We start from the raw sequence: 22,420 nt of genomic DNA on the forward strand, positions 1-22,420 counted from the left end.
TCATCCTTTTCCAAAAATGCGGCGGGTGCGGGCGATTCCGGTCATCAGCGCGTCGATATCGGCATCGGTCGAATAGAGCCCGAAGCTGGCGCGCGCGGTGGCGGGAACGCCGAGGTAGTCCATCAAGGGCTGGGCGCAGTGGTGCCCGGCGCGGATCGCGACATTCGCCTCGTCGAGGATCGTGCCGAGGTCGTGGGGGTGGATATCGTCGATGGTGAAGCTGACGATCCCTGCGCTATCGGCTGGGCCGAATAGGGTAACATCATTCATCGCCCCAAGTTCGCGGCGGAGCCGGGCGACCAGAGCGGCTTCGTCCGCGTGCATCTGGCCCAGCCCGATGGCGCTGACGAAATCCACCGCTGCGCCAAAGGCGATGGCCTCGGTGATCGCGGGGGTGCCCGCCTCGAACCGTTGCGGGCCGGAGGCGTAGGTGGTGCGATCAAACGTTACCCGGTCGATCATCGCGCCGCCGCCTTCCCACGGCGGCATCGCGGCGAGAATGTCGGCCTTGGCCCATAGCGCGCCGATCCCGGTCGGGCCGTAGAGCTTGTGGGCGCTGAACACGTAGAAATCGCAGCCCAGCGCGGTCACATCCACCGGCATGTGTGGCGCGGACTGGCAGCCATCAAGCAACAGCTTGGCGCCAACCTTGTGCGCCAGCGCGGCGGCGCGCGGCGCATCGAGCACAGAGCCCAGCACGTTGGAAACATGGCACAAGGCCACCAGCTTGTGCGCCTCTGTCAGCATCGCTTCTGCGGCGTCGAGATCGATCTGGTGATCGGCAGTCAGCGGACAGACATCGATCACCGCGCCCGTTTCTTGCGCGATCATCTGCCACGGCACGATGTTGGAATGATGCTCCAGCTGCGAAAGCATGATGCGGTCACCGGGTTTGAGGTTCGCCCGGCCCCAGGACTGCGCGACAAGATTGATCGCCTCGGTCGCGCCGCGGGTGAAGACGAGTTCATTTTCCGCTCCGCCGATGAAGCCTGCGACCTTGCGGCGCGCGTCTTCGTAAGCGAGCGTCATCTCGGCCGAGCGGGCATAGACCCCGCGGTGTACCGTCGCGTAATCCTCGCCCATGGCACGGGCCATGGCATCGATCACGGCGCGGGGCTTCTGCGCGGTGGCGGCGGTGTCGAGGTAATGCCAAGGCTTGCCCTCGGCCGTGTGCAGGCCGGGGAAATCGGCGCGCCAATCGCGGGTGATGGTGGCGGGAGCGTTCACAGCCGCGCCCCTTCCAGCGCGCCGAGGGCCGCATCGAGCAGCGTCTCTCGCTCCACCTCGTCTTCCAGCGATACGAAGGCATCGCCGATGAAGGCCTGCACCAGCAATCGCTGAGCCGTCGCCGGATCAAGGCCGCGCGCCATCATGTAGAACCGCGCACCTTCGTCCAGCGCGCCGACTGTCGCGCCGTGCGCGCACTTTACGTCATCAGCGAAGATTTCCAGCTGCGGGACGGCATTGGCGCTCGCGCCCGCCTCCAGCAGGAGACCCTTGAAATCCTGCGCCGCGTCGGTCTTTTGCGCATGGCGGGCAACCTTGATTTCGCCGAGGAAATTGCCGGTGCCGGTGTTCCAGTGAACCGCGCGGATGGTCTGGTTGCTGGTCGCATCCGGTTCGGCATGGACGACCTGCGTCACGAATTCGCGGGTCGCTTTACCGCCACCGATAGTGACGCCGCCGAATTCGAAATGGGCGCCCCTGGCAAGCCGCACTTCGATTTCCACGCGGGTGTAATCGCGGCCCGCATTGGTGACAAAAAACGCAGCCTGCGCGCCCTCGCCCAAGTTCACGCGAAAGCGGTAGATTTCAGGCGCATCAGAACCGACGATCATGCACCTTGTCACGTTGTCGCCAGCGGGAACGTCAATCGCCTGCCATGCATCGAGCGCGTCCACGCCAAGCCGCGCCACGCCGTCCATATCGGCATAGCGCCATGCTTCGTCGCGGCGGGTGGGGAGGGTTGCGATGCTCATGAACGCTTGCTCCTGCGCGCTGCCACCAAGGCGGCAATGCCGGCCTCACGCGTGGCAGTCAGGCAATCGCCGATGCCGGCATCGTTCAGCAACGTATTTGCCTGACGATTCAATTCGTCCTTCGGCAGCTTGCTGGCTTCGAGAGCGGTGAAGCGCGGCGCGATAGGCGTGAAGCATTGCACCATCGCATCACATCCGATGGCATCGATCGCCTTGTCGCCCGTGGAGCGCTTGGTTTTGCAGGTCATGACGCCCTTGCGCATCTTCCAGCTTCCGCGCCAATCGCGCAGTTTGTTGCCCATCACAACGATTTCGTTGTCGGCTGGCGGCGTCACCGCGGGCTGGGCGACGCTGATGGCCAAGGCTGCGACCAGTACTTCCATCACGCCATCACCGTGTCGTAACCCTCGGCCTCGAGCCGCAGCGCGAGTTCCGGGCCGCCGGTTTCGACAATCCGGCCATCGGCGAGGATGCTGACCTTATCGGGCTTCACCACATCAAGCAGGCGCTGGTAGTGGGTGATCAGCAGCACGCCCTTATCGGGTGAGCGCATGATCGAATTGATGCCCGCGCCCACGATCCGCAGCGCATCGATATCGAGGCCGGAATCCGTCTCGTCCAGCACCGCGAAGGCCGGATCAAGGATGCCCATCTGCACCATCTCGGCGCGCTTCTTCTCACCGCCGGAAAAGCCGACATTCACCTGCCGCTTGAGCATTTCCATGTCCATCTGCAGCAGTGCGGCCTTATCCTTGGCGAGTTTCAGGAACTCGCCGCCCGAAAGCGGTGCCTCGTCCCGGCTCTTGCGCTGGGCATTCAGGGCTTCACGCAGGAACTGCACGTTGGAAACACCGGGGATTTCGACCGGATATTGAAAGCCGAGGAACAGGCCTGCGGCTGCGCGTTCGTGCGGATCAAGCGCCAGCAGGTCTTCGCCCTTGAAGGTCACGCTGCCTGCGGTCACTTCGTAACCCGGCTTGCCGCCCAGCACGTTGGCCAGGGTCGATTTGCCTGCGCCGTTGGGGCCCATGATCGCATGGATTTCGCCCGCCTTGATCGACAGGGTCAGGCCCTTGAGGATCGGCTTTGGGTTGTCGCCGCCGCCGACGGTGGCGTGCAGGTTGTCGATGATGAGCATTATTGTCCGTCCTTGTTCCTTTCCGCCGGTGCGGCGGTCGCGTCGGTGCGGGCCTTGACCACGCTCGCGTCGCGCAATTCGATCACCAGCCCCTTGGGCCGGTTCGCTTCATAGTTGTTGACGGCAGCTTCGGCGCCGGCGAGGCGCGAGGTGAACTGCTGGTCGAGATCGCGCCCGCGCGCGACATGGATGCGGCCGATATTGGTGAACAGCTGTTCGACCTGTTCGGGCGGCATCGTGGTTTTCGCTCCGACCATCTCCGCGTTGGCTTCAGCCACCGAACTGGTGCGCGCTTCGGCACAGCGTGTCACATCGGCAGCGTGCTGGGCTTCGAAATCGGCTTTGCCCGCAATCCGCCGGTTAGTGACCGCAAGGCAGCGGCGATAGGCGGCGACCTGCGGCTGGATCAGGAGCGGATATTCGACGCTCCAGGTTTCGGGGTTGTCGTTCTTGATCGCAACCGGGGTTTCACCGGTGGCCTGCAGCGCCAGCAGCGGGGCGACGAGGGTGGCAAGCATCATGACCGGCTCCGGGGCTTGGAATTGCGATCATCGCCTTCAGATTTGGCGCGCGATTTAGGGCGATCGTAGCTTTGGTTCGGATTGGCAGCCTTGTGCGCGCGGGCGGCGGCTTTGCGTTCGGTGATCCGGTCACGCATCACGGTGGTGAGGCGTTGCAGCACGGCGTCGATATCGGCGAGGATATCGGTCGCCGCGATCCGCATCACCTTGATGCCGACGCTTTCGAGGCTCTTGTCGCGCCGCTTGGCGAGGGCATCGTTCTGCCCCTCCTCGTCAATTGCCAGTGCGAGGCCGAGGTTGTGGCAGTTGAAATCGACAATCGCGCTGCCGACCACCGCATGGCGTTTGAAGGTGTAGCGGCCCAGATCAGCCTTGCTGAACTTCTCGGCCAGCGCCTTGTGCGCATCGGACGAATGGCGCCGCATCTCGCGCGCCTGTTCGTGCAGCGCATCGAGCCGCGAATCCGAAATCTCCCACCCGCGGCCCTTCTTCTTGAGCGCGGGGGCTTCGCTGGCGGCAGCCTCGGGGTTGAGGGCGAGGGTTTTACGGGTGGTCATGCTGCTGCCTCTTCGCCAAACCACATCTTGTTCATGGCTTTGAGAAAAACTGGATCAGTTGCGGGGAACGGTGACGCATCGCCCAAAACAGAATCAATGCCGCATCCGGGGCACAGCGCCGTAAATGGGTCAGCGGACTTTCCATAGTTGCCACTCGTTTCCTCGATCCATTCTTCGATACTCGTCGGGGAAAAAACAGTTTCGCAATAGAAGCAGCCGCACTCCTTGCTCACCATCACCTCTTTGCGATGACAGGCCGCATGCTTGTGGGCGGTTTGGAGTGTCTGCGTGTCGATCACCCCACGCTCCCCTCAAGCGAAATCGCCAGCAGCTTCTGCGCTTCAACCGCGAATTCCATCGGCAGCTCTTTCAGCACGTCCTTGGCAAAGCCGTTGACGATCAGCGCCACGGCTTCCTCTTCGCCCAGCCCGCGCTGCATCGCGTAGAACAGCTGTTCGTCGCTGATCTTGCTCGTAGTCGCCTCGTGCTCGATCTGCGCGCTGGGGTTCTTCACCTCGATATAGGGCACGGTGTGCGCGCCGCATTGATCGCCGAGCAGCAGGCTGTCGCACTGGGTGAAGTTGCGCACGCCGCTCGCGGTCGGGCCGACGCGGACGAGGCCGCGGTAGGTGTTCGACGATTTGCCCGCCGAAATGCCCTTGGAGATGATCGTCGAGCGGCTGTTCTTGCCGTTGTGGATCATCTTGGTGCCGGTATCGGCCTGCTGGTAATTGTTGGTGACCGCGACCGAGTAGAACTCGCCGACGCTATCCTCGCCATTGAGCACGCAGGAGGGATATTTCCACGTCACCGCAGAGCCGGTTTCGACCTGCGTCCAGCTGACCTTGCTCCGGTCGCCCTGACACAGCGCGCGCTTGGTGACGAAGTTGTAGATCCCGCCCTTGCCTTCGGCATTGCCGGGATACCAGTTCTGCACGGTCGAATACTTGATCTCGGCATCGTCCATCGCGACCAGTTCCACCACCGCGGCGTGGAGCTGGTTTTCGTCGCGCATCGGTGCGGTGCAGCCTTCGAGATAGCTGACGTAGCTGCCCTTTTCGGCGATGATCAGGGTGCGTTCGAACTGACCGGTGTTTTCGGCATTGATGCGGAAATAGGTGCTGAGCTCCATCGGGCAGCGCACACCTTCGGGCACGTAGACGAAGGTGCCGTCGGAGAAGACCGCGCAGTTCAATGCCGCGAAGTAGTTGTCGCGCACCGGCACGACCTTGCCGAGCCACTTCTTCACCAGATCGGGATATTCGCGGATCGCCTCGGAAATCGAAAGGAAGATCACGCCTGCGCGCAGCAATTCCTCGCGGAAGCTGGTGGCGACGCTGACGCTGTCAAACACCGCATCGACCGCAACCTTCTTGGCGCCTTTCACCCCGGCCAGCACTTCCTGCTCGCCCAAGGGAATGCCGAGCTTGTCATAGATCCGCTTGATCTCGGGATCGAGGTCTTCGAGCGAGTCCAGTTCGATCTTCTTCTTGGGCGCGGCGTAATAATAGGCGTCCTGATAATCGATTTTCGGATAGCCGACCTTGGCCCAATCGGGCTCGTCCATCGTCTGCCACAGGCGAAACGCCTTCAGCCGCCATTCGAGCATCCATTCGGGCTCGTTCTTCTTGCCTGAAATGAAACGCACCGTGTCTTCGGTGAGGCCCTTTTCGGCGAATTCGGTTTCAATGTCCGATGACCAGCCATGCTCGTAATCGGCGGCCTTGGCGGCTGCTTCACGGGCTTCGACATCGGTTTCAGGAGCTTCGGGGCGGGTCTGAAGATCGGTCATGCCGGGATTTCCTCGATAAGCGGGATGGGCCGCGCCGCTGGCGGATTGCGCAACTGGGCAAGGGTGATCCCGGCCAGTGCGCCGCGCAGCGCGACGTTGATGATCGGCCAATGGGCGCGCATGTTGCACCCGGCCTCGAAATCGCAGGCGACATGATCGACGCAGGCGGTGAGCGCAATCGGGCCTTCGATCGCCTCGACAATATCGGCCACGGTTATCGCCGCCGCGGGACGGCCCAGCTGGAGGCCCCCATGCGCGCCGCGCACCGATCGCAGCAGGCCAGCGCCGGTCAGCTTGGAAACCAGCTTCTGCACCGTGGGCACGGGAAGCCCGGTTTCCGCCGCCAGTTCAGCCGCGCTCACCCGGCCATCACCACAATGCGTGGCGGCTTGGCACATCGTGATGACGGCATAATCGGCAAGGTTGGACAGGCGCATTTGCGAGCGGTTCTCAATTCGGACGGATTTGTTCCGATTTCCGAATTAGGAGCAATTCACTCGGATTACAACCGCGAATACGGCCGTTGCTTCGCTTTAGTCCTCGCCCGAATGCAGCACGGCTCCGGCATCGCCGTGAGCGGCAGGGTCAAGCATCCCGTTGCCGAGGGTCTGGCGGCGAAGTTGCGACGGCGTGCGCCCGGTGTAGCGCCGCATATCGCGGATCAAGTGGGCTTGATCGAAATAGGTCGCCATCAGCTCGTCAAACAGCTTCGCGCTGATGCCGGGCTGCGAAAGCACCATCGCCGCCCGATGCGCGCGGAACCGCTTGAGCACCTGTGCCGGGGCCGCGCCGAAAAAGCGTCGGCAAATCCGCTGAAGCTGACGCGGTGAAATGCCGACTTCCGCATGAAGATCAGCCAGTACCGGGTCAAACCCGCTCGCCAGCCAGCGCAACACCGATTCGACCACCGCGACATGATCGGCCCGCGGGGCAAAGCGCCCGGACGCGATCACTGCGGAAAGGTGCCTGCACAGCTCCTCCGGCGCAATCCGCCCCTCGCGGCAGGCGATGGTCGCGGCCTCCAGCGAAGCAATCTGTTCAGGGGTCAGAATGGAGGATGCGGGGATCAACTGGTCATGCACCTCGTCAGCCGGGAGATTAGCCAACTTCTGCCAGGCGATATGGGTCAGCGAAGCACCGACTTGCAGCACTGGCCCTTCCAGCACGGAGTCTGCGCTGCGCAGTTGCGGCGCGTTGATGGTGACGGTAGAAGATTGCGCGGTGCTGCCGTCGGCATAGGTGAAAGTTACCTGCCCGCGCACCATCAGGAAAATCTGCGCCGAGTAGGCCGGCACCGTCTCCGCGATCGATCCGCCACCGGTTTCGATCAGATAGAATGTATTGATCAGCCCGGTCTCGTCAGCGGGAGGCGGAATCATTTTCGTGTGGAATCGCAATCCGTCCTGCCCCGAAAGGCACCCCCTGAACCAATTTGGCGCGACCGCTGTTATGCGATGTCTTGCAAGACCTTCTCGTGCTTGTCGAGTGACCGGTTTATCAGCCCTGCAATTCGCGCAGGTTCCGCTGATCGATCATTTCAGCGAGATAGGGCGTTGTCTGATCGCTTAGCCGTGCGGGCGTGCGGCCGACGAAGTGCGCGATCTCGCGGATCATGTGCGACTGATCGAAAAATGCCTCGGCAAGCTCGGCTTCGTCTTCCATCGCCAAATGTGGTGCCGAAAGCAGCGCCGCCGCCCGCAAGGCGCGGTATTTGCGTGCCAGCGCGCGCGGGGTCAGGCCGAAATATTGTTCGACGAGGCGTTGCACCTGCCGGGCGGAATAGCCTGCCGTGCCCGCCAACTGGCTCACTTCCGGGTTGAACGACGCGCCGAGCCAGCGGCCTGTTGCGGCGATCAGTTCGAGGTGGCGCGGATTGATCGGCTGCAAATGGCGCTCGATAAACCCCGCGATGGCCAGCGCGCATTCGCCGCCCGTCATTGTCCCGTCGCGGTAGCCGCCGAGCAACCTCTCTCCCAGCACGCCAATTTCCGGGCCCAGTACTGAGCCTGCCGGGAGCAAACGGTCGCGGTTCTCGCCCGCGTGCAGCCCGGTCAACGCGGCCCACCCGACCGGGCTCAGTGCGGCGCCGAAGGCATGGAACGGCCCTTTCACCACGATCGGCGCGGCCCGAGAAAGCGGCGTCAGCAGCCCTACGGCATGGTTGGGGTCGCGGTGGCCATCGGCAAAATGCATTTCCCCGACACCGTGCGGGAACAGGCAGAGCTGGCCGACGGCGGCGGGCTGGATATCGCGAATCCACGGTTCATCGCAGCGGAAATGGTAAAGCGTGGTGATGAACGGCGCGAGGGCGGGCGGGGGCGCAATATAATCGACGATAATCAGCGCCGCCGAAGTCAGGCTGGCATCACCGACGAACGGGCTTTCCGGCGATTGCAGTGGTGATGAAGTCGCGTCCATAGGCGTTGGACACTTCTTGGCGCGATTTGTTCCAGCGGTCAAAAAAGAGGCGGCGCTTCCGAAGAAACGCCGCCTATCTAAGTTGAGGAACTCATTGCATCACTGCTCCGAGCCCTTCGGGTCGCAAGAGAGCCTATATCCTGCGATTCGCGTCACGGATTGTATGCAAGCGACAAGCAGTCCCCCGAGATCGCAGGAAGGCACGGTCATCGGCAAATGCGGCTTTGCGTTACCGATGCGCTCGACAGCGCAGGCGCACTGCCATAGTCGCGCAAATATGCTGTTCCGTTTGCTCAGACCCGCTCTCTTCGCGTTAGACCCCGAAGCCGGGCACCGCCTTGCCATTGCCGGGATGAAAGCGCTGCCCACCCGCACACCAATGCCGCTGCCGGGCGCACTGGGGGTCGACGTGGCGGGGCTGCGGTTCCCCAATCCGGTCGGTGTGGCGGCAGGGTTCGACAAGAACGCCGAAGTGCCCGATGCCCTGCTGGGCATGGGCTTCGGCTTTACCGAGGTCGGGTCGATCACGCCGTTGCCGCAAGCGGGCAATCCGCAGCCGCGCCTGTTCCGGCTGGTGGAAGATGGTGCGGTGATCAATCGCATGGGGTTCAACAACGAAGGCGGCGATGCAGCGCTGGTGCGCCTGCAGGCCCGTGCCGGACGATCGGGCATCGTGGGCGTGAACATCGGTGCCAACAAGGATTCAGCCGACCGCGTGGCGGATTATGCTGTGCTGGCAAAGGCAACGGCTCCGTTTGCGAGCTATCTGTGCGTCAATGTGTCATCGCCCAACACGCCGGGCCTGCGCGCGCTGCAGGATGAAGCCGCGCTGGCAGGGCTGATCGACGCTGTGATTGCCGCCCGCGACGAGGCGGGGGGAGAAACCGCGCCGCCGATTTTCCTCAAGGTCGCGCCCGATCTCGAACCGGCGGATGTTGATGCGATTGCCCGCATTGCGCTGGAAAAGCGACTTGGCGCGCTGGTGGTTTCGAATACCACGATCTCCCGGCCCGCACTGCGCTCGCACCATGCGGGCGAGAGCGGCGGCTTGTCGGGCGCGCCGCTGCGGGCGCTGGCACTGACGCGGTTGCGCGACTTCCGCACCGCGACCGGCGGAGCAATTCCGCTGGTGGGTGTGGGCGGCATTGCCACGGCGGAACATGCCTGGGAGCGAATCCGTGCAGGCGCTTCGCTGGTGCAGCTTTATTCGGCGATGGTCTATGAAGGGCCGGGCCTTGGCGCGCGGATCGTGCGCGGCCTGGAGGCGCTGATGAAGCGCGATGGCTTTGCAAGCATTGCCGAAGCGGTGGGAAGCGAATAGCTACCCTCGCCATGCGTATTTCCTATGCTCTGGTCGCCCCCTTCGCGCTCGTTCTTGCAGCCTGCGCCGATAATCCTGCCCCGCTGATTGCCGCACCGGGCGCCGATATCGCCGCCGGCGCGGTCAGCACCGCCGATCCGCGCGCGACCGGGGCGGGCGAGGCGATCCTGGCGCAGGGCGGTTCCGCCAGCGATGCGGCAATAGCGGTGATGCTGGCGCTGACCGTGGTCGAACCGCAAAGTTCCGGCATCGGCGGCGGCGGGTTTCTGGTGCGGGCTGATGGCACAACCGGCGCGCTGACCACCATCGACGGGCGCGAGACCGCTCCTGCCGCTGCCACGGGAACACGGTTCCTTAGCGATGACGGCAAGGTTCTGGGGCGCGAGGCACGGGTGTTTTCCGGTCTCAGCGTCGGGGTGCCGGGCAATGTCGCGCTCGCCGCAAAGGTGCATGCCGAACACGGCAAGCTACCATGGGCGAAGCTGTTCGAACCAGCCATCACGCTCGCCGAAGAAGGCTTCGTGGTGAACCGCCGCCTGCACGAATCGCTCAAGGGCAACAAGGGCAGGGCGGACAAGACCCCGGCGGCCAAGGCGGTGTTCTTCGGCGCCGATGGAGAGCCGCTGCCGGTTGGCGCAACCATTCGCGTGCCGCAGCTGGCCGCCACCTTCCGCGCGCTCGCCGCGCAAGGGCCGCAGGCGATGTATGGCAGCGCCGCCGCCGCAGACCTTGCTGCCTATGTCGCTGGCGAGACCCCGCAGGATGGGCGCATGGCTGCCGCCGACATCACAGCCTACCAGCCGAAGGAACGCGCGCCGGTGTGTGCCCGTTACCGCGTATACAAGGTGTGCGGCATGGGGCCGCCGTCTTCGGGCGGGATTGCGGTGGCGCAGATGCTCGGCCAGCTTGAACGCTTCGACATTGCCGCGCTGGGCCCGGACAGCCCGACCTTCTGGCACATCTTCATCGAAAGCCAGCGCCTCGCCTATGCCGACCGCGAGCTATATGCGGGCGATGCCGATTTCGTGGAAGTGCCGACCGGCGGCTTGGTCGATGCGGGCTACATCGCCAGCCGTTCGGCGTTGATTTCACCTGAAACAAGGATTGCCAAGCCGGAAGCCGGTGTGCCGCCGGGCGCGCCGCTGGCCCGCGGGGACGGGCCGGAGGAGCCGGAAAGCGGCACCACCCACTTTGCCGTGGTGGACGCAGGCGGCAACGCCGTCAGCTACACCTCGACCATCGAAGGCGCGTTCGGATCGGGGCTGCACTGGCGCGGGTTTTACCTCAACAACGAACTCACCGATTTCACGCTCACGCCCGACGCTGATGGCAAGCCGGTCGCCAACCGGGTGGAGGGCGGCAAGCGCCCGCGTTCGTCAATGGCGCCGACCATCGTGTTCGACGCATCGGGCAAGCCGGTGCTGGTGATCGGTGCGGCGGGCGGGCCGACCATCCCGGTGACCGTTGCCCGCGCAATCATCGGCGTGATCGACTTCAAACTCGGCGCGCAGGAGGCGCTGGCCTTGCCCTTTGCCATGTCGTTCGGCGACACGCTGCTGATCGAGGAAGGCAGTGCGCTGGCTACGATGCAGGAGCAGCTGAAAGCGCTGGGCCACACATCCATCCGCATCGCGCCCGCTCCAATCAAGGCCAATGCGCTGGGGCGGCGGCCCGACGGCACGTGGGAAGTGGCGACCGAGCCGCGCCTTGTCAGCGCCGTCACGCCCTGACCGGCGGTGCCTGACGCGCTGCGCATCCGGATGCTTGCCGCTACGGATTTGAACCTCTAATCTGTCCTCGCACGCGGGTCGCACCTTGCCTCGCGAACGATAACCCGAAGGGATCAGGAGCCTTTGCCAGTGCATGCCCCCACCTTGTCTCACGCTGCCCGCGCGGTTGCCAACCCGGCGGATCACCAGTTGTTGCAGGACATTGATAACGCGCAGAACCTCGTCGCGCTGTTCCTCAAGCGTGCGGATCAAAAGGGCGATGCGCCGTTCCTCGGTCACAAGACTGGCGGGCAATGGGTGACGCAAAGCTGGCGTTCGGCGGCAGAGCATGTCTGCCTGCTGGCCGAAGCCTTGCGTGCCATGGGCCTTGAAGATGGTGACCGGGTGGCGCTGATTTCCGAAAACCGTCCCGAATGGTGTCTTGCCGATCTGGCGATCATGGCCGCCGGGTGCATTACTGTACCGACCTACACCACCAACACCCGCCGCGATCATGCCCATATCCTCGACAATTCGGGTGCGCGGGCGGTGTTCGTTTCGAACGAGAAACTGCTCGCCCCGGTGGTCGGCGCGATCGGAGAGACGGGCCTGGTCGAACATCTGATCGGCATAGAGAACCTGAAGCGCCGGCAATCGGGCAGCTTCGAATATCACGCCTGGGACGCGCTAGTGACCGGCGATGCCGCTGCCGCGCGGGCCGCGGTGGACAAGCGGATTGCCGGGATCGCCCGCGAAGACACGGCCTGCCTGATCTATACCAGCGGCACGGGCGGCGCCCCGCGCGGGGTGATGCAGCACCACGGCATGATCCTGTGCAATGCGGCCGGCGCTGCCGAGGTGCTGATCAACGATTTCGGGCTCGACGACGAACGCTTCCTGTCGTTCCTGCCGCTGTCCCACGCTTACGAGCACACCGGCGGGCAATATCTGCCGATCGGGGTGGGCGCGGAAATCTTCTATTCCGAAGGGCTGGAAAAGCTCGCCAGCAATATCGAGGAAACCCGGCCATCCTTCATGGTGGTCGTCCCGCGTCTGTTCGAAGTGCTGCGCACGCGCATCATGAAGCAGGTCGAAAAGCAGGGCAAAGTCGCCAATTTTATGATGGATAGCGCGCTCAGGATCACCGAGAAATCGCGCGGCGGCAAAAAGCGGCTGCGCGACCGGCCGCTCGATTTCCTCGTTGAAAAGACCCTGCGGCCCAAGATCCGCACCAAGTTCGGCGGACGGATCAAGGCGATGGTTTCGGGCGGCGCGCCTTTGAACCCCGAAGTCGGCAATTTCTTCGACGCGATGGGGCTGACGATGCTGCAAGGCTATGGCCAGACCGAAGCGGGACCGGTGATCAGCTGCAACAGGCCTGCGGTGGGGCTCAAAATGGACACGGTTGGCCCGCCGCTGCGGGGCGTCGAGGTGCGGATCGCCGAGGATGGCGAGATTCTGGTGCGCGGCGAACTGGTGATGCACGGTTACTGGCGCAACGATGCGGAAACGGCGCGCACACTGCAGCCCGATCCGGAGGATCAAAACGGGGGGCCCTGGCTCCATACCGGCGATATCGGACATATCGACAGCAAGGGCCGGATCGTCATCACCGATCGCAAGAAAGACATGATCGTCAACGACAAGGGCGATAACATCGCGCCCCAGAAGGTCGAAGGGATGCTGACGCTCCAGCCCGAAATCGCGCAGGCGATGGTAACCGGCGACAAGCGGCCTTACATTGTCGGCCTGATCGTTCCCGATGCCGAATGGGCGCTGGAATGGGCGCGGGAAAATGGCGAGAAGTTCGACCTGAAAGCGCTGCAGGAACTCCCCGCCTTCAAGAACGCGGTGCGCGCGGCGGTGGACCGCACCAACGCCGATCTGTCGGTCATCGAAAAAGTGCGCCAGTTCGCCTTTGCGGATGAGGCCTTCACGATCGAGAACGAGGAAATGACGCCGTCAATGAAGATCCGCCGCCACAAGATCCGCGAGCGGTATCAGGAGCGGGTGGACGGGTTGTATCGGGGTTAGGGCTTGCGCAATTGGGCAATGACTTTCTTGTCATTGAGCAGATTCTGTACTTGATCGTGTATCGAGCGACCATCGTTGGATGCTATCCGAAGCACCTCGAGGCTTTCCTCGGCTGACCAAATCCGGTCGGGCGTCACGTCATCTTCGTCCCTTGGCAAGTGACGTGTAACGATAACAGCATTGCGGTTCTCGTCGAAAAGCACCCGAACCGTTGCGTGGGCAAGGACGTGACGGACAGGTCGCAGCGACTGCCACCGCTCGATCCGTTTTTCGAGATTTTTGCACCGGCGATCTTCCGCTTTGCTTAGGCGATTACGAAGTTCGTTGACGCTCCCCAGTGGACCGTTTTTGATTGGAAGGCTTACGCCGATACAAAGGCGTCCGATCGCCTGTTCGGCCTTTGCGAAATTTGTTAGGACTTGAGCGAGCCATTGATGTGCGACCGCTAGGTCGTCGTGGGCGCTGGCTTGGTGGATCGGCAGACTCTCGCTCATGATCTTTGGCTTACACACCAATCCCTTAAACCTTCGTCACCGCTAGTCCGCACCCCTCAATAAGGCACCGTCCCCTTCGCCCGCTGCGCCTTCGCCGCCGCCGTCCACCACGCCAGATCATCCGCAAACCGCGGGAACTGCTTCTCCAGCGCTTTGCCGCCGTCACCCACCGGCTCTCCGTCCTCGTCCAGCGTATCCTTCATCGGACCCACCGCGATGGTGCTTGACACCACCACCATCCCCATCTCGCCGAGGATATCGCGCCATGCCAGCGCTGCCCGCACCCCGCCGAAACGTCCGGCGGAATAGGAAGCAATCGCGGCGGGGCGCCAGAACCATTCTTCCAGAAAGTGGTCGGTGAGGTTCTTCAGCCCCGGCTGCACGCTCCAGTTATATTCGCCCGTCACGAACACAAAGGCATCGGCGTTGCGGATCTTGCCCGCCAGCGTCTCCAGCGCCTCCGGTGCCTCGCCTTCCGGGTATTCCTTGTACATCCGGTCGAGCATCGGCAGATCGAGCGCCTTGGCGTCGATCAACTCCACATCGGCCCCGCGCGATTCAAGCTGGCGCACGCAGTAGTCCGCGAGGCGGATGCCCTGCCGGTCGCGGCGGTACGAGCCATAGAATACGAGAATGCGGTCAGCCATGGAAACACTCCTTTGTGCCGGAGGCTAGCGCAAGGGGATGACAATGGCTTGTCGAATTCAGCCGCGCCGTGCCGCTTTTGCGATACGAAAAATTCGGGGTGGCCCGGCAGGACAGCGCATCCTAGACTCCGGGGATGATCACTGGCCTCGACGCTTTGACTGCAAAGGAAAAGGACGCGCTGCGCCTTCTTTTGCGCGGACATGATGCCAAATCCTCGGCACGCGAACTCGGTCTTTCGGTGCACACGGTGAACGAACGGCTGCGCGATGCCCGGCGCAAGCTTGGCGTCACGAGCAGCCGCGAGGCAGCGCGGCGGTTGTTGGCGGCGGAAGGCGAGACCCCCGAAACGCTGGGGGACAGGGCTTTGGGGGATGCGCTTGCGGGCACTGTCAATGCACCAGTGACGGCATCCGCTACCCGGCGGTGGGCGGGGTCTGGCCTTGCTCTTTTAGCCATTGGAGTGCTTGCTATGTCGTTATTTCTCTACGCTCTTCTCGCTGTTTGGAGCCCGCCGACCAGCGAAGCTGGCAAAGACCTTCCCCCCGCCTCGGTCAATCTTGACAAGGTTCAGATTGCCGCACGAGAGTGGCTTGCGCTGATCGACCGGGGCGAATGGCAAGCCAGCCATACAGCCAGTGGCTCTGCATTTCGCAGCGCTATCTCCGCCTCGGCATGGGGACAGGCGGCGGCCCAGGCGCGGCAACCGCTTGGCCGGGTGGTGAAGCGCGAACTGCTTGAATACGGATCGCAATCTGCACCGCGTGAGACGCGGATCGTGTTGTTCCGGACTGACTTCGCCAATCAGGCGGGCGCGACCGAAACCGTGACGCTGGAACGTGAGGGCGATCGCTATCGCGTGGTTGGCTACTGGATCAAGTGATTATGCCGAACGGTAAGCTACTCCGGCGCACCTAACAACCATTGTAACGAGTATTGTCGCGCGGCTGTGGTAATCCTGCGCCCGCGACCCGAGGGGCATTTGTCCCTGACTTCAGGCCCCCGCCTCCTTGGCGGGGGCTTTTTTGCACCTTCACAAGGCAGAGCTGACCTTGGCCGCCTCAATACATGTGCTGGCCGCCATTGATGCTCATCGTCGAGCCCGTTGTAAAGCCGCCGTTTTCGCTCGTCAGAAAGGCAACTCCGCGGGCGATTTCCTCAGCCATGCCGAGCCTGCCGACGGGGATCTTGGCGACGATTTTCTCCAGCACCGCGGGCGGTACGGCGGCGACCATGTCGGTGTCGATATAGCCCGGCGCGATCGCGTTTACCGTCACCCCGAACTTCGCGCCTTCCTGCGCCAAGGCCTTGGTAAAGCCGTGAATTCCGCTTTTCGCAGCGGCATAATTCACTTGCCCGTATTGCCCCGCCTGCCCGTTGATCGAGCCGATGTTGACGATCCGGCCCCAGCCTCTTTCGCGCATTCCGGGGAAGGTGGCCTTGGCCATGTTGAAGCACCCGCCAAGGTTGATGCGCATGACATCGTTCCAGTCGTCGAAGCTCATCTTGTGCAGGGTGCCATCGCGGGTGATCCCAGCGTTGTTCACCACGATATCGACCGGGCCGTGATCTGCCGCCACCTGGGCGCAGCCCGCCATCGTCGCTTCGTGATCGCCGACGTCCCACCTGTAGGCAGGGATGCCCGTTTCTGCCGTGAAGGCCCGGGCCTTTTCCTCATTTCCGGCGTAATTGGCGATGACCGTGTGGCCTTGCCGCTGGAGCCTTTTGCAGATCGCAGCGCCGATTCCGCGCGTTCCTCCGGTGACGATGGCAACCCGGCCCATGGTATTCTCTCCCTTGATGCAGCACGACTTTTCGCAGCCAGACTAGCGGGGTGCTTACCTAAGGGAAAGCGGGGAATAGCTATGCGCCGATTCGCGACAGAATCGGGGGTCTGGAGGGGGTCTAACCGGGGTCAAGCCGCAGCAAGGCAGGGTCAAGACGGCATCAAGGACGGGCAAGCGGGGGTCTGGACGCGGCTAGACGGGGTCTGGAGTTCCAACCGGACGCAGCCGACCGAAATCAGAACTTGATCTGGGTGCCCACGTAAACGGCCTGGCTGTCCTTCACCGAATTGGTCAGCGGATCGAGCCGTTCGCGTTCCTGCGAATAGCGCACGCCTGCCGTCACGTTGAGGTTGGGCGAAAGCGAGTAGCTGCCGCCCAGACCGACCGTCTGCTGACCGATCGCATCAAGCGTGTTGGGCGAGCGTCCGGCGATTTCGCGGTCTTCCAGCTCGATCCGCGGCTGCAGGCGGCTGGGCTTGTCTTCGGCGCGGGGGCGCGAAGGTTCGAACTGCGCCAGATCGGGCAGGCTCATGGTGTTGACGTTGGCGCTGAGATCGATGGTGCGGGCAAAGGTCTTGTAACCGCGTGCCGCACCCAGCTGGAAGCGGTTGCCCTCCATCCCGACCAGACCAAGCCCGCGGCCCGGCGCGGCTTCGATGCTCTTGCGCACCGAAATGGCGCGGGCGGTTTCATCATCCACCCGCACAGCCACCGTCACCGTGCGCTCTCCCGAAACGGGGGCGGCGCGAACGGGGGTAAAGCGGATGCCGCGAGCGCGGGCCTTTTCGGCCACGCGGGCGGCAAGCGCCGGATCGACCGAGGCCGGAGTGAACATGTCCATGCCCATCGCAGCGAATGATGCGGAACGCTGCTCGATGGGGCTGCCCACCAACGCAAATCCGGCCGACGGCAGGCCCAATGCCAGCACGCCGCACAGCGCCAGAAGCGGCAGCGAATGCTGCGCCTTGGCTGATCTGTTCGGCTTTGCGGCCATGGTGCTACCCGTTTCCTTCATTATGCCCTGATCGGGCCTTTTCCGAAGCCATACGCAACCTTAACCAAGGGTGAGTCGCATTGGGAACGTTCTTATCTGATAGGCTTGCGCCCGGTGCTTGCAACGATCTTGCTGCCACCCTTGCGGATTCAGCGCCGACCTGTGGCGCGATGCACACAGACTCGGCCACCCTATCCGGATCGCGGGCAGTTCAGGAAGCGTAAAGCGGCCAAGGTGCTGTTGTGTTCCATCCCGGAGGAAGGATGATGCTTGCCGCGCCGGGTGTGGGGGTTATAGAGCGTCACCAAGACAGATGATGAGGATAATCCGGCAGTGACACGCGCCCATACCGCCCTTTTCCGCCCGGCTTTTGCCCGCACCTTGCGTTCTGCAACGCGTTTTGCAGTTTTGGGCGGGGCGGCTGTCGCACTGGCCGCGTGCGGTGGCGGCGGGCGTCCGCGCACCGAATTGCAGGCTGCCCAGCTCAACACCATCGGGGTCAACGCCTATCTGTGGCGCGCGGCGCTCGACACGGTCAGCTTTGCGCCGCTGCTTCAGGCAGACAGTGCGGGCGGCGTGATCGTGACCGATTGGTACGCCAACCCCACTAACCCGAACGAGCGAGTGAAGGTCACCGTGACGATCCTTGATCAGGATCTGCGCGCCGATGCGCTGCGGGTGGCCGCCAGCCGTCAGGTCAGCGAAGGCGGCAACTGGGTCGAAGCCCCGGTGCAGGCTGCCACGGTGCAGAAGCTGGAAGACATCATCCTGACCAAGGCCCGCGATCTGCGTCGCCAGGCGATTTCTTCCTGAGTTCACGCCGCCGAGTTTCGGCCCTCCACGGATAGGCTTACATGACCGACACCCGTTTCGATCCGTCCCAATCCGACGGACGCTGGCAGCGTGCATGGGAAGAAGCGGGCACCTTCACCGCCGATTCCGATAGCCCCAGGCCGAAAAGCTACATCCTCGAAATGTTCCCCTATCCATCGGGGCGCATCCACATGGGCCACGTGCGCAATTACACGATGGGCGATGTGTTGGCGCGCTATCAGCGGATGCGCGGGTTCGAGGTGCTGCACCCGATGGGGTGGGACGCCTTCGGGATGCCGGCGGAAAACGCGGCGATGGAAAAGGGCGTGCATCCCGGCGGGTGGACGCGCCAGAACATTGCGCAGATGAAGGCGCAATTGCAGCGCATCGGCTTTGCATTGGACTGGACGCGCGAATTCGCCACCTGCGATCCCGAATATTACGGCCACGAACAGGCGCTGTTTGCCGATCTGTACGAGGCGGGTCTGGTCTACCGCAAGGAATCGACCGTCAACTGGGATCCGGTCGACATGACCGTGCTCGCCAATGAACAGGTGATCGACGGCAAGGGCTGGCGCAGCGGCGCCGAGGTCGAAAAGCGCAAGCTGAACCAGTGGTTCCTGAAGATCACCGACTTTGCCGATGATCTGCTCGACGGGCTGGGGAGCCTCGAGGACTGGCCCGAGAAGGTTCGCCTGATGCAGGAGAACTGGATCGGCAAGAGCCAAGGGCTGGAGTTCACCTTCGACCTGTCAGACGGAGGAAAGCTTCCGGTCTATTCTACCCGCCCAGACACGATCTTCGGCGCGAGTTTCTGCGCCATCGCTGCCGATCACCCGATTGCCCAAGGGCTGGCGGGCGATCCGGAAGTCGCCGCGTTCATCGACCAGTGCAAGAAGGGCGCGACCACGGCCGCAGCGCTCGAAACGGCGGAAAAGCTGGGGTATCGCACCCCGATTACCGCCAGGCATCCCTTCACCGGGGCTGCATTGCCGGTCTTCATCGCCAATTTCGTGCTGATGGAATACGGCACCGGCGCGGTGATGGGCGTGCCGGGGCATGACCAGCGCGACTTCGAATTCGCCACCAAATACGAACTGCCGATCCTGCGCGTGGTCGCGACCGATCCCGCGCGCGCCGACGAGCCCTTCAAGGGTGAGGCCGAGGCGGGCGACGGGGTGATCGTGAACTCCGGTTTCCTCGATGGCATGACGGTTGAAGCCGCCAAGGCGGAAGTCATCACCCGCGCCGAAAGCGGCGGCTGGGGCGAAGGGCGCACCGTGTGGCGGCTGCGCGACTGGGGCGTTTCGCGGCAACGCTATTGGGGCACGCCGATCCCCTTCATCCACTGCGATGCCTGCGGCGTGGTGCCGGTGCCCAAGGCCCAGCTCCCCGTCACCCTGCCCGAAGATGTCAGCTTCGACATTCCCGGCAATCCGCTGGAACGGCACCCCACGTGGAAGCACGTCGATTGTCCCAAGTGCGGCGCCGCGGCGCGGCGCGAGACCGATACGCTCGATACCTTCGTCGACTCCTCGTGGTATTTCCTGCGCTTCGCCAGCCAGCCTGCTGACCGCCCGTTCGACCCGGAAGAGGTCGCCAAGTGGCTGCCGGTGCAGCACTATATCGGCGGGGTGGAGCACGCGATTCTGCACCTGCTCTATGCCCGGTTCTGGACGCGGGCGCTGGCGCATATGGGCAAGATTGCGGTGCAGGAACCGTTTGCGGCGCTGTTCACGCAGGGGATGGTGACGCACGAGACCTATAGCCGGATCGACGAAGCCCGCGGTGTTCCGGTCTTCTTCGGCCCTGAAGAAATCAATCGCACCTCCGATGGCGCAACGCTGCTGGCCGATGATGGCTCTGTGGAAGTCGGCCGCGTCATCAAGATGTCGAAGTCGAAGAAGAACGTCGTCGATCCCGATGCGATCATCGCCCGCCACGGCGCGGATGCGGTGCGCTGGTTCATGCTCTCCGATTCGCCGCCGGAACGCGATCTGCCGTGGTCGGATGCCGGGATCGAGGGTTGTGCGCGCTTCGTGCAGCGGCTGTGGCGGTTGTTTTCGGCCTATGATGCTACAGCCGAGGGCGAGGACAAGGCGCTGGATCGCAAGACCCACCAGACCATCGCTGCCGTCGCCACCGACATCGAAGCGCTCGGCTTCAACAAGGCGGTGGCGCGCATTTACGAACTGACCGGCACCGTCGAAAAGGCCGCGCCGTCTGCCAGCCGCAGCGCCGCGATCCGGGCGCTGGTGCACCTCGCCGCCCCGATGATGCCGCACCTGGCCGAAGAGGTCTGGGCGGGCATGGGAGAAGGCCTGATCGCCGACGCACCGTGGCCCGCAGTCGATCCCGCGCTGCTGGTCGATGATGAAGTCACCATCGCGATCCAGCACATGGGCAAGCTGCGCGACACCGTGACCGCAAGCAAGGGTGCGTCGAAGGACACGCTCGAAGCGCTGGCGCTGGCTTCGGCCAATCTGCAACGCTCGGTCGATGGCGCGGCGATCCGCAAGATCATTGTGGTGCCCGACCGTTTGGTGAATATCGTTACCTGATGCGCACCATTTCTGCCTTGTTCGCCTGTCTCGCGCTTTCTGCCTGCGGCCTTTCCCCGATGTATGCGGGCGGCGGGTCTTCGGCGGTGGCGCAAGGGATTGCGGCGGTTGATGTTCCGGCGATCCAGGGGCGCGGTGGGTGGCTGGTCAAGAACGCGCTCGATGCGCGGCTGGGGGTGGCCAGAAACGGGGCGAGCCAGGTGACGCCGCAGTACCGGCTCGATGTGCGGCTGGACGATTCGCTGGAAGCGCTGGGAGTGCTCAATGATGACACCATCAGCCGCGAACGCCGGATTTTGCGCGCCCGCTATCAGCTGGTCGAACTGGCGACGGGATCGGTGCTGCTGGATGCCACCGCCGGGTCCGATGCCGGGATCGACGTGGTCAGTTCCGAATATGCCACCATCGCTGCCGAGCAGAAGGCGCTGGAAAATCTCGCCGTCGATATCGCCGACCGGATGGCGACGCAGATCGCGGTGACGCTGCGCAATCGCGCCGCTGCGGGCCAGTGAAAGCAAAGAACAGCGATTTCGCGCGCGGATTGCCGCAAGGCGCCCTGTCTGCCCGCATTTTCTTCTTCTGCGGCCCCGATGAGGCAGGGGCCAGTGCCGCCGCCGCCCGTGTGGCTGCCGCCTTGCCTGACGCGGGCGATCGGGTCGAAATCGCCGGGGCAGACCTCAAACGCGATCCCGCGCTGCTGGGGGACGAGGCGCGGTCATCCTCGTTGTTCGGCGGGCAGCGCCACATCTGGGTGCGCGCCAGCGGGGACGAGGCGCATGACGCGCTGCAAATCCTGATCGAAACCGGCGAGGCGGGCGCGGGCACCGCCGCCCCGGTGCTGGTGGTCGCCACGTCCGCCACCGACAAATCGCGCACCGCCAAGCTGCTGGAAAAGCGGAAAGATGCGCTGGTGGCGATGTTCCACCCGCCCGATCTCGGATCGGTGGCAAGCGCCGTGCGCGCCATGGCGGATACGGCGGGCCTCAGGCTGGGCGGGGATCTGGCCGAACGCATCGCCCGCGCCTCCGGGCTGGATGTGCGGCTGGCGCAATCCGAAGTCACCAAGCTGGCGCTTTATTGCGATGCCGATCCGCAATCACCCAAGCCCGCCACGCCCGAAGATCACGCTGCCATCGGCGCGACCACGGAGGAAGACGGGCTGGCCCCGCTGGTCAATGCGGTGCTGGGCGGGGAGCTGAACCGGATCGCGGGCGAGGTCCACCGCCTGCGCGAACTGGGGTTGAACCCGGTCGGCGTGGCGTTGGCGCTGGAACGGCGCGCGGCGCAATTGGCACAGATCACAGCGCGGATCGGTGCGGGCGGCAAGATCCAGGCGCTGGGGCCGGGCGAGAAAATGCAGCTTGGCATTTTCTTCAAGGAAGAACGCGCGATCACGCACCAGTTCGAGCGAATGAGCCAGCCCGCATCACGCGGATCGCGCGAAACCCGGCTTGACCGTGTGATCCCGCGACTCGTCCAGCTGCACCGCACATTGCTCGCCAACAGCCAGATTGCAGAGCTGCTATTGGCGCAGGAATTGGCCGAAATCGCGCGATTCGCCGCAAAGCGGTAACGAAATGTGACAAGCCGCTTTTCGCACTCGCACAAATTTGTCATACCTGTGTATTAGGACTTAGGTAGGTATCCTTAGGGGGTC

Annotated in this window: 23 protein-coding genes; 8 read left to right on the forward strand and 15 right to left on the reverse strand. The window is 63.7% G+C overall.

The genetic code is table 11. The features are described from left to right. From IP79_RS08655 to IP79_RS08705, 11 genes are all read right to left on the reverse strand, one after another. On the reverse strand, positions 1–1,227 hold the full coding sequence (locus IP79_RS08655) for an aminotransferase class V-fold PLP-dependent enzyme (protein WP_054118806.1): 1,227 nt from the start codon (positions 1,225–1,227) through the stop codon (positions 1–3). Continuing rightward, a complete protein-coding gene (locus IP79_RS08660; RefSeq protein ID WP_054118807.1) occupies positions 1,224–1,979 on the reverse strand; it encodes a SufD family Fe-S cluster assembly protein in 756 nt (251 codons plus the stop codon). Before IP79_RS08660 ends, IP79_RS08655 begins: the two co-directional genes overlap by 4 nt. Beyond that, positions 1,976–2,362 carry a hypothetical protein gene (locus IP79_RS08665; RefSeq protein WP_054118808.1) on the reverse strand — a complete coding sequence of 129 codons (387 nt, stop codon included), beginning with the start codon at positions 2,360–2,362 and terminating at the stop codon, positions 1,976–1,978. The genes IP79_RS08660 and IP79_RS08665 overlap by 4 nt, the downstream gene beginning before the upstream one ends. Continuing rightward, complete coding sequence (sufC, locus tag IP79_RS08670) at positions 2,362–3,117, reverse strand: Fe-S cluster assembly ATPase SufC (RefSeq protein WP_054118809.1); 756 nt, start codon at positions 3,115–3,117, stop codon at positions 2,362–2,364. The genes IP79_RS08665 and sufC overlap by 1 nt, the downstream gene beginning before the upstream one ends. Next, the gene (locus tag IP79_RS08675) at positions 3,117–3,638 is read right to left on the reverse strand and encodes a hypothetical protein (RefSeq protein ID WP_054118810.1); all 522 of its coding nucleotides are present in this window, start codon (positions 3,636–3,638) and stop codon (positions 3,117–3,119) included. Before IP79_RS08675 ends, sufC begins: the two co-directional genes overlap by 1 nt. Further along, a complete protein-coding gene (locus IP79_RS08680; RefSeq protein WP_054118811.1) occupies positions 3,635–4,195 on the reverse strand; it encodes an endonuclease domain-containing protein in 561 nt (186 codons plus the stop codon). The genes IP79_RS08675 and IP79_RS08680 overlap by 4 nt, the downstream gene beginning before the upstream one ends. Continuing rightward, a complete protein-coding gene (locus tag IP79_RS08685) occupies positions 4,192–4,494 on the reverse strand; it encodes a hypothetical protein (RefSeq protein ID WP_054118812.1) in 303 nt (100 codons plus the stop codon). Before IP79_RS08685 ends, IP79_RS08680 begins: the two co-directional genes overlap by 4 nt. Further along, on the reverse strand, positions 4,491–5,987 hold the full coding sequence (gene sufB, locus IP79_RS08690) for a Fe-S cluster assembly protein SufB (protein WP_054118813.1): 1,497 nt from the start codon (positions 5,985–5,987) through the stop codon (positions 4,491–4,493). Before sufB ends, IP79_RS08685 begins: the two co-directional genes overlap by 4 nt. Then, the gene (locus IP79_RS08695) at positions 5,984–6,424 is read right to left on the reverse strand and encodes an SUF system Fe-S cluster assembly regulator (RefSeq protein WP_054118814.1); all 441 of its coding nucleotides are present in this window, start codon (positions 6,422–6,424) and stop codon (positions 5,984–5,986) included. Before IP79_RS08695 ends, sufB begins: the two co-directional genes overlap by 4 nt. A 96-nt stretch (positions 6,425–6,520) precedes the next feature. Continuing rightward, positions 6,521–7,366: a helix-turn-helix domain-containing protein gene (locus tag IP79_RS08700; protein WP_054118815.1), complete on the reverse strand. Its 846-nt coding sequence runs from the start codon at positions 7,364–7,366 to the stop codon at positions 6,521–6,523. A 118-nt stretch (positions 7,367–7,484) separates the two neighbouring features. Beyond that, the gene (locus tag IP79_RS08705) at positions 7,485–8,405 is read right to left on the reverse strand and encodes a helix-turn-helix domain-containing protein (protein ID WP_054118816.1); all 921 of its coding nucleotides are present in this window, start codon (positions 8,403–8,405) and stop codon (positions 7,485–7,487) included. A 277-nt stretch (positions 8,406–8,682) separates the two neighbouring features. Between IP79_RS08705 and IP79_RS08710 the strand changes: the two genes are divergently transcribed. From IP79_RS08710 to IP79_RS08720, 3 genes are all read left to right on the forward strand, one after another. Beyond that, positions 8,683–9,726: a quinone-dependent dihydroorotate dehydrogenase gene (locus IP79_RS08710; protein WP_054118817.1), complete on the forward strand. Its 1,044-nt coding sequence runs from the start codon at positions 8,683–8,685 to the stop codon at positions 9,724–9,726. A gap of 11 nt (positions 9,727–9,737) precedes the next feature. After that, positions 9,738–11,456, forward strand: coding sequence for a gamma-glutamyltransferase (gene ggt, locus IP79_RS08715; RefSeq protein ID WP_054118818.1), 1,719 nt, complete (start codon positions 9,738–9,740; stop codon positions 11,454–11,456). 144 nt (positions 11,457–11,600) lie between these two features. After that, positions 11,601–13,469: an AMP-dependent synthetase/ligase gene (locus tag IP79_RS08720; protein WP_233994140.1), complete on the forward strand. Its 1,869-nt coding sequence runs from the start codon at positions 11,601–11,603 to the stop codon at positions 13,467–13,469. On the opposite strand, the gene IP79_RS08725 is transcribed toward IP79_RS08720, so the two are convergent. Next, entirely contained in the window at positions 13,466–13,963 is a 498-nt protein-coding gene (locus tag IP79_RS08725) for a hypothetical protein (protein ID WP_054118819.1), read from the reverse strand. The genes IP79_RS08720 and IP79_RS08725 overlap by 4 nt on opposite strands. 56 nt (positions 13,964–14,019) lie before the next feature. Beyond that, positions 14,020–14,610, reverse strand: a complete 591-nt coding sequence (locus tag IP79_RS08730) for an NADPH-dependent FMN reductase (protein WP_054118820.1) — start codon at positions 14,608–14,610, stop codon at positions 14,020–14,022. Between the two features lie 134 nt (positions 14,611–14,744). Here IP79_RS08730 and IP79_RS08735 point away from each other — a divergent pair, with 134 nt between their 5' ends. Next, positions 14,745–15,491, forward strand: coding sequence for a helix-turn-helix domain-containing protein (locus IP79_RS08735; RefSeq protein ID WP_054118821.1), 747 nt, complete (start codon positions 14,745–14,747; stop codon positions 15,489–15,491). A 178-nt stretch (positions 15,492–15,669) separates the two neighbouring features. Here the strand turns inward: IP79_RS08735 and phbB are convergent, their stop codons facing one another. Both phbB and IP79_RS08745 read right to left on the reverse strand, forming a co-directional pair. Then, positions 15,670–16,392 (reverse strand): acetoacetyl-CoA reductase, encoded by a 723-nt coding sequence (gene phbB / locus IP79_RS08740; protein ID WP_054118822.1) that lies wholly within the window; start codon positions 16,390–16,392, stop codon positions 15,670–15,672. A 238-nt stretch (positions 16,393–16,630) separates the two neighbouring features. Further along, a complete protein-coding gene (locus tag IP79_RS08745) occupies positions 16,631–17,389 on the reverse strand; it encodes a hypothetical protein (protein ID WP_054119035.1) in 759 nt (252 codons plus the stop codon). 381 nt (positions 17,390–17,770) lie between these two features. On the opposite strand from IP79_RS08745, the gene IP79_RS08750 reads away from it, so the two are divergent. The 4 genes from IP79_RS08750 to IP79_RS08765 are packed head-to-tail and all read left to right on the forward strand — an operon-like array spanning position 17,771 to position 22,336. Beyond that, complete coding sequence (locus IP79_RS08750; RefSeq protein WP_054118823.1) at positions 17,771–18,202, forward strand: DUF3576 domain-containing protein; 432 nt, start codon at positions 17,771–17,773, stop codon at positions 18,200–18,202. Between the two features lie 41 nt (positions 18,203–18,243). After that, positions 18,244–20,763, forward strand: coding sequence for a leucine--tRNA ligase (gene leuS, locus IP79_RS08755; RefSeq protein ID WP_054118824.1), 2,520 nt, complete (start codon positions 18,244–18,246; stop codon positions 20,761–20,763). Further along, a complete protein-coding gene (gene lptE / locus IP79_RS08760) occupies positions 20,763–21,275 on the forward strand; it encodes an LPS assembly lipoprotein LptE (protein WP_054118825.1) in 513 nt (170 codons plus the stop codon). Before leuS ends, lptE begins: the two co-directional genes overlap by 1 nt. Continuing rightward, positions 21,272–22,336 carry a DNA polymerase III subunit delta gene (locus IP79_RS08765; protein ID WP_054118826.1) on the forward strand — a complete coding sequence of 355 codons (1,065 nt, stop codon included), beginning with the start codon at positions 21,272–21,274 and terminating at the stop codon, positions 22,334–22,336. Before lptE ends, IP79_RS08765 begins: the two co-directional genes overlap by 4 nt. Positions 22,337–22,420: the final 84 nt, after the last annotated feature.

It is taken from the genome of Porphyrobacter sp. AAP60, from assembly GCF_001296025.1.
Classification (GTDB): domain Bacteria; phylum Pseudomonadota; class Alphaproteobacteria; order Sphingomonadales; family Sphingomonadaceae; genus Erythrobacter.